Below are 15,311 nucleotides of genomic sequence, written 5' to 3' on the forward strand. Positions count from 1 at the left end.
GGCTCTGATCCCTGTTTTGCGACCCCGGCCCCTTGGGCCGGGGCGCCCCATAGATTGAATGGAAGTCGTTATGTCTGACCTACCCAAACAAGATGATGTCACCCAGCCGGATGAGGGGATCTATCCCATCCGCGACGTTTCCCGCCTGACCGGTGTCAACCCCGTCACCCTGCGTGCCTGGCAGCGCCGCTATGGTCTGGTGCAACCGGCCCGTACCGAGAAGGGGCACCGCCTCTACAGCGAGCAGGATATTCGCCAGATCGGCGAGATCCTGAGCTGGCTGGAGCGGGGGGTGAGCATAGGTCAGGTCAAGGGACTGTTGAGTGAGCCTCAGACCCAGCTGGTCAGCGATCACTGGCAGCAGACCCTGGAGCAGATCAGCCAGGCTGTACTTGGTTTCAATCAGCGCAAGGTCGAAGCGCAGCTTAACGAACTGCTGGCGAGCTACCCGTTCGAGCTGGTGCGCAGCCGGGTGCTGCAACCCTTGGTGGATCAACTGCTCGGCCTGTGGCGTGAGCGGCCCGATGGCGAGCTGCTGCAACAGGTCTGGCTGGGCTGGCTCCATACCCGCTTCGCTCGCCACCTCATCGAACAAGAGAAGGGACGCCCGGTTACCCTCGCAAGCTGGGGGCAGCTTGGTCCCCTCGACTTGGTCTGGAGCGCCTATGAGCTGGTAAGCCAGGGTTATGAGGTGCAACTGCTGGGGGCCGTCGAGCCCAGGCTGGCCACCTTGCTCGAAGGACGTGCCATGACGCCCTGGCTGGTGTTGCTGGGTGCCGGACTTGGCAAGCAGGAGCTGATGACCGCCAGCTGGCCCGATGGTACTTGTCTGTTTGGTGAGCTGGGCAGTCTCTATGACGCCCAGTGGCTGGCGACCCAGGGGTGGCAGCCCACCCTTGCCGACTGGCTGGCTGCACAGTCGGCAGAGACGCCAGTCCAGGGCAAGCGCAGTCGCGGGAGGAAGGCATCATGAAGCTGGTCTGGTTTCGCAATGACTTGCGCCTCGCCGACAATCCGGCTTTGCGACACGCTTGCGCCGAGGCGGGAGAGGTGGCCGCCCTGTTTGTCATCTCTCCGACCCAGTGGCAGCAGCACAAGATGGCCCCTATCCGTCAGCAGTTTCTGCTGGCGCAGGTGGATGAGCTGGGCAGGGCGCTGGCGGCGCTCGGTATCCCGCTCCATCTGCTGCGAGTGGAGACCTTTGCCGAGATGCCAACGGCGTTGGCGAGCCTCAGCCGCGAGCTGGGTGTTAGCCAGCTGTATGCCAATCAGGCCATCGAGATCGACGAGCAGCGCCGCGACCTGGCCGTCAGCGCCATGCTGGCCGAACAGGAGGTGAGCTGCCACTGGTTCAACGGCTGCTGCGTGCTTCCACCGGGACGGGTGCTGACCGGGTCAGGGGAGATGTTCAAGGTGTTCACCCCCTTCAGCCGTGCCTGGCTCAAGGCGCTGGAGGAGGATGGCTTCGTCATTCATCGCGCCCCCGCTCCGCGCGCCGAGCCGCTGCCGTGGCAACCGCTGGCCGCGAGGGAATGGAGTTATGGGGCGCTCGGCGAAGTAACGCCGGATCCCCGCTGGCCAGTGGGAGAGGCGGAAGCTCAGCGCCGTCTGCACGCCTTTCTGGAACAGGCGGTGCTTGACTATGGGGAGACCCGGGATTTTCCGGCGCAGGCGGGCACCTCCATCCTCTCGCCTTATCTGGCCGCCGGCATCATAAGTCCGCGTCAGTGCGTCGGGGCGCTGCAACAACGGCTCGGCCACCGGCCTCAATCCAAGGCAGAACCCGGTTTCGTCTGGCTCAACGAACTTGTCTGGCGCGAATTTTATCGTCATTTGCTGGTGTTGGTGCCAACCCTCTCCATGAACCTGCCCTTCAAACCCGAGACCGCTGCTCTGCCCTGGAGCTGGGATCCCGTGGCCTTTGCCGCCTGGTGCGAGGGACGTACCGGTTATCCCATCGTCGATGCGGCCATGCGCTGCCTCAATGCCACCGGCTGGATGCACAACCGGTTGCGGATGATAGTGGCGAGTTTCCTCACCAAGGATCTGCATATCCACTGGCGCCTCGGGGAAGATTACTTCATGAGCCAGCTGATTGACGGGGATCTGGCGGCCAACAACGGTGGCTGGCAATGGGCCGCAGGCACAGGTGCCGATGCGGCCCCCTATTTTCGGGTGTTCAATCCCACCACTCAGGGGCAACGATTTGATCCACAAGGAGACTTTATCCGTACCTGGGTAACTGAACTGGCCGATATTCCCGCCGCCTACGTGCATCAGCCCCATGACTGGTTGCGACTCAAAGGAGGAAGGGGGTATCCGGCACCCATGGTGGATCACGCCCTTGCTCGGGTGAGAGCCATCGAGATGTTTCGAAATCTGGAGAAATAGGATGAAGGAGCCGCTGGCCCGCTTTATTGCCCTTTACCAGCAACTGGACAAGCAGCAACTGCACCGCTTGCCAGAGGTTTATGCCGAACAGGTGATCTTCATCGATCCGGCGCACCGCATCGACGGGCTGGCCGCGCTCACCGACTACTTTGCTGCCATGTACCAGCGCCTCGCTTATTGCCGCTTCGAGATAACCAGCCAGCAGCAACAGGGTCGTGAGGCCTGGATCAGCTGGGTCATGACCTTCTCTCACCCAAGACTGGCTGCGGGTCAGCCGGTGAGGGTTGAGGGGGCCACCCGGCTTGAGTTCGACGACGCAGACAAGGTGTGTCTGCATCGCGACTACTTCGATCTCGGCGCCATGCTCTACGAGCAGTTGCCGCTGCTGGGCGCCCTGGTGCGCACCATCAAGGGGAGGTTGGGATCATGAGCGGACGAGTGTTGATCACGGGTGCCAGCTCCGGGCTGGGTCGCCAGTTGGCGATGGATTACCGGCAGGCGGGCTGGCAGGTATGGGGTTGTGGTCGCGATGGCGAGCGGCTGGCGCAGTTGGCCCGGGACGGCATCACCCCCTTGCAGTTCGATGCACGGGATGCGGTTGCCATGGCAGAGGTGGCGGCCAGCTTGCCACCCCTTGATCTGCTGATCCTCAATGCCGGCAACTGCGAATACATGGATGTGGCGGACGGCTTTGACGGCGAGCTGTTTGCCAGGGTGATCGAGACCAATCTCATCGCTACCGGCCATGCTCTTGCCGCCTTTTTGCCGCTGCTTGGCGAGGGGGCGCGGCTTGCCATCGTCAGCTCGTCGGTGAGCTGGTTGCCGCTGCCAAGGGCCGAAGCCTATGGCGCCTCCAAGGCGGCACTCGACTATCTGGCTGCCACCTTGCGACTCGATCTCAAGGCCAGGGGAATCGCGGTGACCCTGATCCGTCCCGGTTTTGTACAGACGCCGCTTACCGCCAAGAATGATTTTCCCATGCCTTGTCTGGTGCCGGTGGAGCAGGCCTCCCGGGTCATCATGACCGGGCTTGCTGCGGGTCGGCATCAGATCCACTTCCCCAGCCGCTTTATCTGGCTGCTGCGCGCGCTGGGGGCACTGCCGGTGTGGTTGTGGCTGCGCCTTGGCAGCTCGCTTGTTTCGAAAGGACGCCATTCATGAAGAAAAAGATTGCCATCGTCGGCTCGGGTATCTCGGGCCTCACCGCCGGTTTTCTGCTGCACAGGTTGCACGACGTTACCCTGTTTGAGGCCGCGCCCACGCTGGGCGGCCACACTGCGACCGTCGATGTGAGCCAGGGTGGCCGCAGCTATGCCATCGACACCGGCTTTATCGTATTCAACGATCGCACCTATCCCAATTTCCTTAAATTGCTGGAGCGGATCGGCGTGGCGCGCCAGGACGCCGAGATGAGCTTTTCGGTGAAAAGCCCGGAGGGGCTCGAGTACAACGGCCACAACCTGGATACCCTGTTTGCCCAGCGCAGCAATTTGCTGAGCCCTAGTTTTTACCGCTTCGTCGCCGAGATCCTGCGTTTCAACCGGGAAGCGCGCGCCTGGCTGGCCGACAGTCAACGGCAGCAAGATAGTCCTGAGCTGACTCTCGGGGATTTCTTGCAGGTGGGGGATTTCAGTGACTACTTCGCCCGCCATTACATTCTGCCCATGGGGGCGGCCATCTGGTCATCCACCCTGGCGGACATGCGCGCCTTTCCCCTTGGCTTTTTCCTGCGTTTTTTTGCCAACCATGGCCTGCTCGATGTGGCCAATCGCCCTCAGTGGTACGTGATCCCCGGCGGCTCGCGGGAGTACATAGGCCCGCTGACCGCAGGTTGGCAACAGCAGATCCGCCTCGCCTGCCCAGTGCAGGGGATCCGGCGCCTGGCCGAGGGGGTGCTGATCCAAAGCAGCTATGGCGAGGAGCAGTTTGACGAGGTGATCCTCGCCTGCCACAGCGATCAGGCGCTGGCTCTGTTGCAGGATGTCAGCGAGCGGGAGCAGGCGATTCTGGGCGACATGGCCTATCAGGCCAACGATGTCTGGCTCCATACCGATGTCAGCTGTTTGCCCACTCGCCGCAAGGCCTGGGCCAGCTGGAACTATCAGCTGGACGGGGACGACGAGGCGCGGCCGCTGGTGAGCTACAACATGAACATATTGCAGGGGGTGAACTCACCGCAGCCCTTCTGCGTCAGCCTCAATCCCAAAGGAAAGGTGGACGAGAGCAAGGTGCTGCGCCGCTTCGTTTATCACCACCCTGTGTTCAATCAGGCATCCATCCAGGCGCAGCAGGCACGTCTGGAGATCTGTGGTCAGCATCACACCCACTTTTGCGGTGCCTACTGGTACAACGGTTTTCATGAAGACGGGGTGCGCAGCGCCCTGGACGTCGCCAGACGCTTCGGAGCCGAGCTATGAGTGCTGTCACCATGGCTCAGACAGTCAGTGCCATCTGGCAGGGCTCTGTGCGACATCGCCGCTTCGCACCCAGGGCCCACGCCTTCTCCTACAGCCTCTTCATGTTGGGGCTGGATCTGGACGAGCTGCCGAGCCTCAGCCAGGGGCGCTGGTTTGGCGTGGAGCGGGCCGGGTTGCTCTCCTTTCATCGCAAAGACTATCTCAAAGGCAGCGAGGGGAGCCTCAAGCAGGCGGTGTGGCACAAGGTGGCAGAGCTGGGGGGCACAGCCGAGCAGGACGGGCGAGTGCTGCTGCTCGGCAATGTACGCTGCATGGGCTTTTACTTCAGCCCGGTCAACTTCTACTTCTGCTACCGGCAGGGTGAGGCGCGTTACCTGCTGGCCGAGGTGTCGAACACCCCCTGGAATGAGCGTCACTATTACCTGCTGGATCTGGCGGCGCTGACGCCCCACGACAAGGATTTTCACGTCTCCCCGTTTATGGGGCTGGCCATGCGCTACCACTGGCGCATTCGCCCACCGGAGCAGGAGACATTGATCCACATAGAGAGTCATCCCCAGTCCGGCGAGGCCAAGTTGTTTGACGCCACCCTGGCGCTGAGCCGCGAGCCCCTGTCCCGCAAGGGACTGATGGCGCTGCTCGCTCGCTGGCCCTGGATGACCCTGAAGGTGCTGCTCGGTATCTACTGGCAGGCCCTGCGTCTTTTTATCAAACGAACACCTATTTTCAGCCATCCGGAGACGCGCTAATGGAGCAGATACAATCCACTTCCGCAGCCTCAATTTCTTATCCGGAGGCCAGCTCAATTCATGAAGCAGATTCAATTCAGACTCTCTGCCACTTATTCTTCAGCCATCCGGAGACTCGCTAATGGAACTGGTGCAATCAACAAGTTCGGCCTCTTTCATCGATAAAGGCGCAAGGCAACTGCTGCTCAAGCTGCTGGGGCGTCTCGAGCACGGTCAACTGCTGCTGCGGGACGGCAGCGATCGTCATAGTTTCGGGGTGGCTGGCACTGACCTGCACGCCGAAGTGGTGGTAAAGGATCCGGCCTTCTATCGCCGCTTGTTGCTGGGAGGCAGCATTGCCGCCGGTGAAACCTGGGTAGAAGGGCTCTGGACCAGCCCGGATCCGGTGGCGCTGGTACGCTTGCTGGCCCGCAACATGACACTGCTCGACAGCCTGGAGCGGCGGCTCAGTTGGCTGAGTTTCCCCTTCAACAAGGCGCGCCACTGGCTCAATCGCAATACCCTGACAGGTTCACGATCCAACATCGCCGCCCACTACGACCTGGGCAATACCCTTTATCGAGGTTTTCTCGACAGCCATATGCAGTATTCGAGTGCCATCTATCCGGGGACAGAGTCCACTCTGGAGGAGGCACAACAGGCCAAGCTGCATACCATCTGCGAGCGCCTTGAGCTGAGGCCGGACGATCACCTGCTGGAGATAGGCACAGGCTGGGGCGGGCTGGCCATTTATGCGGCCCGTCACTATGGCTGCCGGGTGACCACGACGACCATCTCCCAGGCCCAGCATGACTATGCGCGCGAGTGGATCGAGCGGGAGGGACTCGGAGATCGCATCACCTTGCTGCTGGAGGATTATCGCAAACTGGAGGGGACCTTCGACAAACTGGTCTCCATCGAGATGATAGAGGCGGTGGGCCACGCCTTCCTGCCCGATTACTTCCGCCAGTTGTCACGTTTGCTCAAACCCGGTGGCCGCCTGCTTATTCAGGCCATCACCATTGCCGATCAGCGCCACGCCCAGTATGTGCGCAGTGTCGACTTCATCCAGCGTTACATCTTTCCGGGCGGCTGCCTGCCGAGTGTCTCCCAGATGGCGGGACTGATTGCCCGCGAGACCGACATGCAGCTGGTGCGGCTGCACGATCACGGTCATCACTATGCCCGTACCCTGGCGCACTGGTGCGAGCGCTTTCTGGCGCTGGCCCCCGAGCTGCCCAAGCTGGGTTACAGCCAGGATTTCATCCGGTTGTGGCACTTCTATTTCGCCTATTGCGAGGGGGGCTTCTGGGAGCGGGCCATCAGTCTGGTCCAGCTGGAGGCGGCCAAACCAGGACCAACGGGCTGGCGCGGTGATGTGCCAGTGAGCGGTCACTGACCATGTGGCAGTGGGCCCATCTGCTGGGGTTCAACCTCTACTGGCTGCTGGCGGTGAAATGGCAGCAGCCGGGTCCGCTGCTGCTGCTGCTGCTGCTCCACTTCATCTTCTCTCCAAGCCGCAAGGGGGATCTGTGGCTATTGCCGGTGGCTCTGGCTGGCTGTCTGCTCGATGGCCTGCTCTGGCAACTGGGGCTGTTTCAATTCCCGGCCGGCTTTCCTCTCTGGCTGGTGCTGCTGTGGCTGGGATTTGCCTTGAGCCTCAGCCATGGACTGCGCTGGTTGCGCCCCTTGCCTCGCTGGCAGCAAGCGCTGTTTGGCATGGCGGGTGGCGCCTCCTCCTATGTGGCGGGAGCGGCCATGGGCGCAGTACACTTACCCTGGGGCATCTGGATCAGCACAGCACTATTGGCGGTGATCTGGATGTGGTGGTTACCCGTACTCCTGTGGGTAACGGTCAAGCTTGAGGGTGAATCAAGATGAACACCTTTTCGACCGACGCCTTGTTGTTTTCCAAGTGGACCAAAGAGAGCCAGCACGAGCTGACCGAGCGTTATTATCTGGTGGTTGCCTGCCAGCGTGATGCGCAGGGGCGACTGGCGCGCGTGGTGATGCAGGATATCAACACCTTGCTGGAACAGGAGATGGATTGGCATGAACTGGAAGATCCCGCGCATTGGCACATGGGGTGGAATTAGCCTCCTGATTGCCGCGCTTGGCGCTATGATGGCACCCTCTGCACAGGCATCTGCCGCCCCCTGGCAACAGCTGCGTCCGGTCGGACAGGGGGAGATGAACTGGCTCTGGTTCAAACTCTATGATGCCACCCTCTACAGCCAGAGTGGCCGCTATCAGCCGGGCCACTATCCACAGGCACTGACCCTCACCTACGCCAGAGATATCGACCGGGATGACCTGCTGACCGCCACCGCAGAGGAGTGGCAACGGCTGGGGCTTGGCAGCGAGACGCAGCGCCAGCAGTGGCTTGGGCAACTGGCAGTCTTCTGGCCCGATGTGGCGGCGGGGGACACACTGACCTTCTATGTGGATGAAGCCGGTATTGGCCACTTTTGGTGGCAGGACAAACCCCTCGGCACTCTTCCTGATCCACAATTTGCGGTCGCCTTTCTGGCCATCTGGCTTGCCGACAACAGTCGCGATCCTGCCCTTACCCGCCGCCTGCGCGGCCAACTCTGATGCTGGAGTACTCAATGTCTTTCTATCGTTGCTGTCGTTTTCTGCTCTTGTTGCCACTCCTGTTGCTCACTGGCTGTGGTGCCAGTTTGGATGACTATCGCGGTCAGGGGCCGAACTGGGATCTCGCCCGTTTCTTCAATGGCAAACTGGTGGCTCATGGCCTGGTGACAGACCGCAGCGGCGAAGTGACCAGTCGCTTTCGGGTCGAGATGGTGGGGCGCTGGCAGGATGGCAAGGGCGAACTGTTTGAGCAGTTCTACTTTGATGACGGCCGTCAGCAGACCCGGACCTGGTTTTTGAGCAAGGGGGCCGATGGTCACTGGCGCGGTACCGCATCCGACGTAGTGGGGGAGGCGGTAGGCAAGACGGAAGGTTTTGCTCTCAACTGGCGCTATCAGCTCGATCTGGTACTGCCAGATGAGCAGGTGGTGAGGGTGAGCTTTGATGACTGGATGTACCTGCTGGATGAAGATCGCCTGATCAATCGGGCCGAGATCAGCAAGTTCGGCATTCATCTGGGCGAGGTGATCCTCTATATCGAACGCATCCAAGGGTGATAAATCTGGATAATCAGCGGGTTGTCACACCAGGCGATAGCCATTCCCTATCAATCACTCAGGTAGCAACGATTACCTCTTGAGTCTGAATGGCGTTAATCTGGCTCCGTCGTCAAATCTGGAGGTGAAACATGAAAAGTCCGATTGGTCTTGATACCGTTCAATCACAAGCCCTGGCCACCGAGCTGAACAAGTTGCTGGCCAGCTACCAGATCCTCTACATGAACGTCCGTGGCTTCCACTGGAATATCCGCGGCAACCAGTTCTTCGAACTGCACCTGAAATTTGAAGAGATCTATAACGATCTGCTGCTGAAGGTCGATGCCTTGGCTGAGCGCATCCTCACCCTGGATGGGGTACCCATGCACAGTTTCAGCGACTACCTGAAAGTCTCTGCCATCCCGGAGCAGAAGGGGCTGCATGACGGTCGTGCCTGTGTCGAATCCCTGCTTGAGAGCTTCCGCGAGCTGCTGGTCGCACAACGCCGGATCCTGGGACAAGCCGCTGAGGCCGGTGACGAGGGGACGGCATCCATCCTCTCCGACTATGTGCAGCAGCAGGAAAAACTGGTCTGGATGCTGCGCGCCTATCTGGCCTGACCGCTTGTTGATGTGAGTTTTGTTGTAAACCTTTGTTGTAAACCTGAGTTGTCTCTCCTTTTATCCACCCGCTTGCCGCCCTGTTTGGGCGGCTTTTTTGTTTTTGATCTGCATCAATGAAAACTTAATTGTCAAATTGAATGCCTATTAAGTTTTTGGCGAGGGGCATAGAATCGCCACAAAACAAGTAACTGAAATGTCCAATTAGGAGAGGCATGATGTTTTGTGTGCAATGTGAACAGACAATTCGTACCCCGGCAGGCAATGGTTGTGCTTATGCACAAGGCATGTGCGGCAAGACGGCCGAAACCTCGGATCTGCAGGATGTGCTGATCTATGCGCTGCAGGGCCTCAGCGCCTGGGCGCTGGCCGCCCGCGAACATGGCGTCATCGACAACGAGATCGATGCCTTCGTGCCCAAGGCCTTCTTCGCCACCCTCACCAACGTCAACTTCGACTCCGCCCGCATTGTTTCCTATGTCAACCAGGCGCTGGCTCATCGTCAGCAGCTGGCCGACCGTCTGACAGCACTGGCGGTGCAAGTCACCGGCTTGCCCGAGGCCGCCGGTTTCGAGCCGGGTGACGAGCTGCTCACCCAGCTGGCCCATGCGCCGCAAACCGCGGTCAATAGCGGCAAGAGCGAGGTGCACGAAGACATCATGGGGTTGCGTCTGCTCTGCCTCTACGGCCTCAAGGGGGCTGCCGCCTACATGGAACATGCCCGGGTACTGGGTCAGCAGGATAGCGAGGTAGCCGCCGAGTTTCATCGCATCATGAGCTGGCTCAGCACTGACCCGAGCGAGCTGGATCCCCTGTTCAAATGCGCCATGGAGATTGGTCTGCTCAACTTCCGTGTCATGGAGATGCTGGATCTGGGCGAAACCACGGCGTTTGGCCACCCCGAGCCGACCCAAGTGCGCGTCACACCGGTGCCGGGCAAGTGCATCCTGGTCTCCGGTCACGACATGGTGGATCTCAAGCTGATCCTGGAGCAGACCACAGGCACTGGCATCCATGTCTACACCCACGGCGAGATGTTGCCGGCGCTGGCCTACCCCTTCTTCAAGCAGTACCCGCACCTGGTGGGCAATTACGGCTCCGCCTGGCAAAACCAGCAGAAGGAGTTTGCCAACTTCCCCGGTGCCGTTGTGATGACCTCCAACTGCATCATAGATCCCAACGTGGGCGACTATAGCGACCGCATCTTCACCCGCTCCATCGTCGGCTGGCCGGGCGTGACGCACCTCGAAGGGGACGATTTCTCCGCCGTGGTGGCAAAAGCCTTGTCGCTGGACGGTTTCAAGCACACAGAGCTCGAGCACTTCATCACCATCGGCTTTGCCCGCAATGCCCTGATGCAGGCTGCCCCGGCAGTGATTGAGAAGGTGAAAGCGGGTGAAATCAGCCACTTTTTCCTGGTGGGCGGTTGCGATGGCGACAAGGCCGAGCGCGCCTATTTCACCGAGTTTGCCAAGGCCGCCCCCAAAGACAGCCTGCTGCTCACCCTGGGCTGCGGCAAGTACAAGTTCAACAAGCTCGATTTTGGCAACATAGGTGGCATTCCCCGTTTGCTGGACGTGGGTCAGTGCAACGATGCCTACTCTGCCATCCAGCTGGCGCTGGCGCTCTCTGAGGCGTTCGAGTGTGGCGTCAATGACCTGCCGTTGACCCTGGTGCTCTCCTGGTTCGAACAGAAGGCCATCGTCATTCTGCTCACCCTGCTGGCGCTCGGTGTGAAAGACATTCGCACCGGCCCGACCGCACCGGCCTTCCTGACCCCGGCCCTGCTCAAGGTGTTGGAGGAGCAGTTTGGCCTGAAAGGGACCACCACGGCCGAAGCAGATCTCGCCGAGATCCTGGCTGCCTGAATCCGGTGATCGCGCAGGCCGTGCCGGCCTGATCATCTCAGCATGTTGTAAGCCTTTGGCGAGCCTGGTGGCTCGCCTTTTTTTCAAAGCGTCGTGTTTAAAAAACATGTTTTCAAAATGAGGAGCCTTGTGATGACCTCCACCTCTCTCACCCTGCGCTGCATCGGTCGTCGCGCCGATACCCATGATGTGGTGAGCTGGCAGTTTATGCCGCTCGCAGGCAACCTGCCCCCCGTGCTGGCTGGTCAGTGCGTCACTCTGCACACAGAGATAGACGGCCAGCCCATGTGCCGCGCCTATACCCTCTCTTCCTGCCCGCAGGATGATTTCTGGCAAGTCACCATCAAGGATGTGGGGCTAGTCTCCCACCATCTGCACCAAAGTCTGCAGGTGGGGGACGAGATCCGGGTCGACGGCCCTTTTGGCGACTTCAACCTGACTGCGCTGCCCTGCGAGCGGCCGCTGCTGCTCAGCGCAGGCTCCGGCATCACCCCCATGTGGGCCATGTTGCGCGACGAGCTTGCCAAACGGCCTGAGGCGGACATCCGCTTTATCCACAGCGCCCGCTCGCCAGCGGATGTGATCTTCGCAGATGAGCTTGCTGCGCTGGCCGAATCTCATCCCGGCGTGCGCCACGCTTTAGTGCTGGAGCAAGTACCGGAAGAGGCGCCGACGGCTTATCCCTGGGTGGGCCGACTCAGCCCGGACATGCTGAAGGAATTGGCGCCGGACTTGCACAGCCGCCACGTCTACCTGTGCGGTCCTGCGCCTTACATGGCGGCGGTGAGTCGCATGTTGGCGGAGCTGGGGTTGCCAGCGGAGCAGTTGCATCAGGAGTCGTTCGGCCTGCCCGCTGTTACATCGGGCGCGGCGCCGGTTGCTGCCGCCAGCGACCATTTCTGGCTGACTCTCAAGAAGAGCGGCAAGAAGGTGAAGATACTGCCGGGCCAGACCCTGCTGGCCGCACTGGAGGGGGCTGGCGAGACCATGATAGCCGCCTGTCGCGCCGGTGTATGTGGCGCCTGTCGCTGCACCACGATTGGCGAGATCGAACGGCAGAGCGTGATGACGCTGAGTGCACAGGAGCTGGAGGGCGGCGTCGCACTGGCCTGTTCCTGCACCGCAAAGGGGGATATCAGTCTCGATTACTGATGGTGTCATGAGTATCTCAGCCTTTTCCTGGTGAAACCGGGCGAGTAGACTCAACCCAGTTTCACCAGAACACGGGATAACAAATGACAATATTGGTCACGGGCGGCGCCGGCTACATCGGCTCACATACCCTGGTTGAGCTGCTGGGTGCCGGGCAGCAGGTGGTGGTGCTGGACAACCTGTCCAACTCTTCCCCCGAGTCCCTCAAGCGGGTCGAGCGGATCACCGGCAAGCCGGTCATCTTTGTGGAAGGGGATGTGCTGGACAGAGCCTGCCTGCAGCAGCTGTTTGCCGCCCACAAGATTGAATCCGTGATCCACTTCGCCGGCCTCAAGGCGGTGGGGGAGTCGAGCCAGATCCCGCTCACCTACTATCAAAACAACATCACAGGCACTTTGGTGCTGTGCGATGAGATGGCCAAGGCTGGCGTGTTCCGGCTGGTGTTCAGCTCGTCGGCCACAGTGTATGGCGATCCGGCCTCTGTGCCGCTGCGGGAAGATTTCCCCACCAGCGCGACCAACCCCTATGGTCGCTCCAAGCTGATGGTGGAAGAGATACTGCGTGACTTGTCCAAATCCGATCCCCGCTGGGCCATAGTGCTGCTGCGCTACTTCAACCCGGTCGGCGCCCACGAGAGCGGCCTCATCGGTGAAGATCCCAACGGCATCCCCAATAACCTGCTGCCCTATATCAGCCAGGTGGGTGTCGGCAAGCTCAAGGAGCTGGGGGTGTTTGGCAACGACTATCCGACCCCGGATGGCACAGGCGTGCGCGATTACATCCACGTGGTGGATCTCGCCCTCGGCCATCTCAAGGCGCTGGCCCGCATCGCTGCCGATACAGGTGTCTTTACCTACAACCTGGGTACCGGTCAGGGCTATTCCGTGCTGCAGATGATCAGGGCGTTCGAGGCGGCCAGCGGTCGCACCATAGCGTACCAGATCAAACCGCGCCGTCCCGGTGACATAGCCGAATGCTGGGCCGAGCCGCACAAGGCCCGTGATGAGCTGGGCTGGCAGGCGGAGCGCGGGTTGGAGCAGATGATGATCGATACCTGGCGCTGGCAAAGTCAGAACCCGAATGGCTATGGTCCTGCTGTGAAGCCGTGATCAAGGGTCATGCGCTGCTCTTCGCCTTGCCGACAGCACCTCACTAGTGTCCATCAGGCCTGAGGGGCTGAAGCCTGAATGGCAAAACGCCCCGGCATCGCAATGCTGGGGCGTTTTTTTATGTGCGAAGGGCTGGCTTACTGAATGCTCTTGCCCGCTCTCACATCCTTGATGAAGCCTTTCAGGCTTGCCAGATCGCGGGGGGCGCCACGCAAAATCTGGTCGCCTATGATGAAGGCCGGTGTGCCTGAGATGCTCATGGCTTCGGCCAGCGCCCGGTTGGTACCGAGGTTCTGATCTATGCTGCCGTCCTTGATCTTGGCCTCGACCTTGCTCCAGTTTACCCCGGCCGCTTCCGCCAGCTGCTTCACCTGGGCCTCATCGGACAGCGGGCCCTGATGGGTGTACAGCTTCTCATGGAAGGCCTGGTATTTGTCAGGCTGACCCAGTTGCACCGCCAGCGCCGCACGGGCGGCGAAATAAGAGGTTTCGCTCAGGATGGGGAACTGCTTGTAGATGTAGCGGATATCCTTGTCTTCACCCAGCAGTTGCTTGATCAGCGGATGGGCGCGCTTGCAGTAACCGCAATTGTAATCGAAGAACTCGACCACGGTCAGGTTGCCCTTGGGGTTGCCGCTCTCGGGATCCTTATTGGAATAGAGCTGCTTGGCGTGTGCCTCGATCAGGCTTTTGTCGTTGGCCGCCTGCTGGCTCTCCTGCTTGGCACGCAGGGCATTGGACATCTCGACCAGGATCTCCGGATTCTTGACCAGATAGTCGCGCACGATTTGCTCGACATCGCTCTTGGTCAGCTCGCTTGCCTGAACCGGCGCTGCAAGTAGGGTGGCGCCAGTCAGAGCGCAAAGCAGGGCATTTTTGATTCTCATAAGTCCATCTTGCTGGAAATTTCGTGATGGCCACTATAGTGGGAGAGTCTGTTTTCAAGTCAAGTTATCTGGTTGAAAAAGCGCTGGTTCTGCCCATTTTATCGACTTTGTGCGTCATTTAGCCCAATAAATCGGCAAACGAACCAAAAGGGGATTTACAAGGCAGATCGCCATGGGTAATATTCGCCGCACTGTCGCGGAGGGGTGGCAGAGCGGCTGAATGCACCGGTCTTGAAAACCGGCGATGGGCGACCATCCGTGGGTTCAAATCCCACCTCCTCCGCCATTTATTCAGCCAAAAAGGCCATCCGAAAGGATGGCCTTTTTGCTATGTAAAAAATGATGAGCGAAGGCATTGGCGGTCACACATTCAAACAAGATTAAAATCCTTTTGTGGTTTGGTTTTAGTCTCCCAATACACCATGCAAAATTCGATGCCAACCGCTGTTACAAGTGCGCCTTTCTGCCGCCAGGCCAGATAGCATTACTCCTGACTACAAGTGTTCCTTCCTAAATGGACCATCATTCCCATTATGCTGAAACGGGACTGTGACCGCCGAAGCCACCGCAGGATAGCATCATCATGCAGTTGGCTGCTCCAACGGATCCTTCCACTGTCAATTGCGTGAAGCACTGTTTACTCTGTCTGTCAACATGCGATCTGAGCGACTATCTCCTGTCTATTGTCCAGTGGGTGAAGAAAGTGGCCAAGATGTCTAAGGAGGGAGGCTCGCAACCTGTTCAAGGGATTTATGGGATGGAAAGCATTTGCTGTGGGATTATGAGGACCTGCTATTTATCAATGTGGCTGATGGCTTTGGCATTAATGAAAGATCGAGCGTTGATATTGGAGGATGGTGAACATGATTGAATGCCATAGTGCATTTTTCGGTGAGAGGCTTTAGTACAACATTTATTAATAAGGCAGTTCCTCATATGAGAGTGGCCATATGCGCGCTGATTTATATTAAACTCTAAGAAAGAATTTTTAATAGCAGCGGTAAATAC

General features: G+C 59.6%; 16 protein-coding genes and 1 tRNA gene. 16 read left to right on the forward strand and 1 reads right to left on the reverse strand.

The features are described 5' to 3' along the window. Positions 1-70: 70 nt before the first annotated feature. From GWQ29_RS05050 to galE, 15 genes are all read left to right on the forward strand, one after another. A complete protein-coding gene (locus GWQ29_RS05050; RefSeq protein WP_275906457.1) occupies positions 71-973 on the forward strand; it encodes a MerR family transcriptional regulator in 903 nt (300 codons plus the stop codon). Further along, positions 970-2,391: a deoxyribodipyrimidine photo-lyase gene (phrB, locus tag GWQ29_RS05055; protein ID WP_275909044.1), complete on the forward strand. Its 1,422-nt coding sequence runs from the start codon at positions 970-972 to the stop codon at positions 2,389-2,391. The genes GWQ29_RS05050 and phrB overlap by 4 nt, the downstream gene beginning before the upstream one ends. Before the next feature lies 1 nt (position 2,392). Further along, positions 2,393-2,821: a nuclear transport factor 2 family protein gene (locus GWQ29_RS05060; protein WP_021140940.1), complete on the forward strand. Its 429-nt coding sequence runs from the start codon at positions 2,393-2,395 to the stop codon at positions 2,819-2,821. Beyond that, positions 2,818-3,552 (forward strand): SDR family NAD(P)-dependent oxidoreductase, encoded by a 735-nt coding sequence (locus GWQ29_RS05065; protein ID WP_275906455.1) that lies wholly within the window; start codon positions 2,818-2,820, stop codon positions 3,550-3,552. Before GWQ29_RS05060 ends, GWQ29_RS05065 begins: the two co-directional genes overlap by 4 nt. Continuing rightward, positions 3,549-4,808, forward strand: a complete 1,260-nt coding sequence (locus GWQ29_RS05070) for an FAD-dependent oxidoreductase (RefSeq protein ID WP_275918885.1) — start codon at positions 3,549-3,551, stop codon at positions 4,806-4,808. Before GWQ29_RS05065 ends, GWQ29_RS05070 begins: the two co-directional genes overlap by 4 nt. Beyond that, positions 4,805-5,557 (forward strand): DUF1365 domain-containing protein, encoded by a 753-nt coding sequence (locus GWQ29_RS05075; RefSeq protein WP_275909042.1) that lies wholly within the window; start codon positions 4,805-4,807, stop codon positions 5,555-5,557. The genes GWQ29_RS05070 and GWQ29_RS05075 overlap by 4 nt, the downstream gene beginning before the upstream one ends. 121 nt (positions 5,558-5,678) lie before the next feature. Next, positions 5,679-6,935, forward strand: coding sequence for a cyclopropane-fatty-acyl-phospholipid synthase family protein (locus GWQ29_RS05080; RefSeq protein ID WP_234593174.1), 1,257 nt, complete (start codon positions 5,679-5,681; stop codon positions 6,933-6,935). A 2-nt stretch (positions 6,936-6,937) separates the two neighbouring features. Beyond that, positions 6,938-7,417, forward strand: coding sequence for a DUF2878 domain-containing protein (locus tag GWQ29_RS05085; RefSeq protein WP_275918886.1), 480 nt, complete (start codon positions 6,938-6,940; stop codon positions 7,415-7,417). Then, on the forward strand, positions 7,414-7,632 hold the full coding sequence (locus GWQ29_RS05090) for a TIGR02450 family Trp-rich protein (protein WP_021140946.1): 219 nt from the start codon (positions 7,414-7,416) through the stop codon (positions 7,630-7,632). The genes GWQ29_RS05085 and GWQ29_RS05090 overlap by 4 nt, the downstream gene beginning before the upstream one ends. After that, the gene (locus GWQ29_RS05095) at positions 7,589-8,131 is read left to right on the forward strand and encodes a chalcone isomerase family protein (protein WP_275918887.1); all 543 of its coding nucleotides are present in this window, start codon (positions 7,589-7,591) and stop codon (positions 8,129-8,131) included. Before GWQ29_RS05090 ends, GWQ29_RS05095 begins: the two co-directional genes overlap by 44 nt. 14 nt (positions 8,132-8,145) lie before the next feature. Then, a complete protein-coding gene (locus GWQ29_RS05100; protein ID WP_192896222.1) occupies positions 8,146-8,688 on the forward strand; it encodes a DUF3833 domain-containing protein in 543 nt (180 codons plus the stop codon). Positions 8,689-8,819: 131 nt separating this feature from the next. Beyond that, entirely contained in the window at positions 8,820-9,287 is a 468-nt protein-coding gene (locus tag GWQ29_RS05105) for a Dps family protein (RefSeq protein WP_275918888.1), read from the forward strand. A 218-nt stretch (positions 9,288-9,505) separates the two neighbouring features. Beyond that, complete coding sequence (hcp, locus tag GWQ29_RS05110; RefSeq protein ID WP_275918889.1) at positions 9,506-11,155, forward strand: hydroxylamine reductase; 1,650 nt, start codon at positions 9,506-9,508, stop codon at positions 11,153-11,155. Positions 11,156-11,287: 132 nt separating this feature from the next. Continuing rightward, on the forward strand, positions 11,288-12,307 hold the full coding sequence (locus GWQ29_RS05115; RefSeq protein ID WP_275918890.1) for a hybrid-cluster NAD(P)-dependent oxidoreductase: 1,020 nt from the start codon (positions 11,288-11,290) through the stop codon (positions 12,305-12,307). Positions 12,308-12,390: 83 nt separating this feature from the next. Further along, positions 12,391-13,416 (forward strand): UDP-glucose 4-epimerase GalE, encoded by a 1,026-nt coding sequence (gene galE / locus GWQ29_RS05120; protein WP_275918891.1) that lies wholly within the window; start codon positions 12,391-12,393, stop codon positions 13,414-13,416. Between the two features lie 137 nt (positions 13,417-13,553). Here galE and GWQ29_RS05125 read toward each other — a convergent pair whose 3' ends face one another. Next, positions 13,554-14,303: a DsbA family protein gene (locus tag GWQ29_RS05125; RefSeq protein ID WP_275918892.1), complete on the reverse strand. Its 750-nt coding sequence runs from the start codon at positions 14,301-14,303 to the stop codon at positions 13,554-13,556. Positions 14,304-14,501: 198 nt separating this feature from the next. Between GWQ29_RS05125 and GWQ29_RS05130 the strand changes: the two genes are divergently transcribed. Continuing rightward, a tRNA-Ser gene (locus GWQ29_RS05130) sits at positions 14,502-14,589 on the forward strand. The last annotated feature ends 722 nt before the right edge of the window (positions 14,590-15,311 follow it).

This window comes from Aeromonas sp. 2HA2, assembly GCF_029237345.1.
Lineage (GTDB): Bacteria > Pseudomonadota > Gammaproteobacteria > Enterobacterales > Aeromonadaceae > Aeromonas > Aeromonas salmonicida.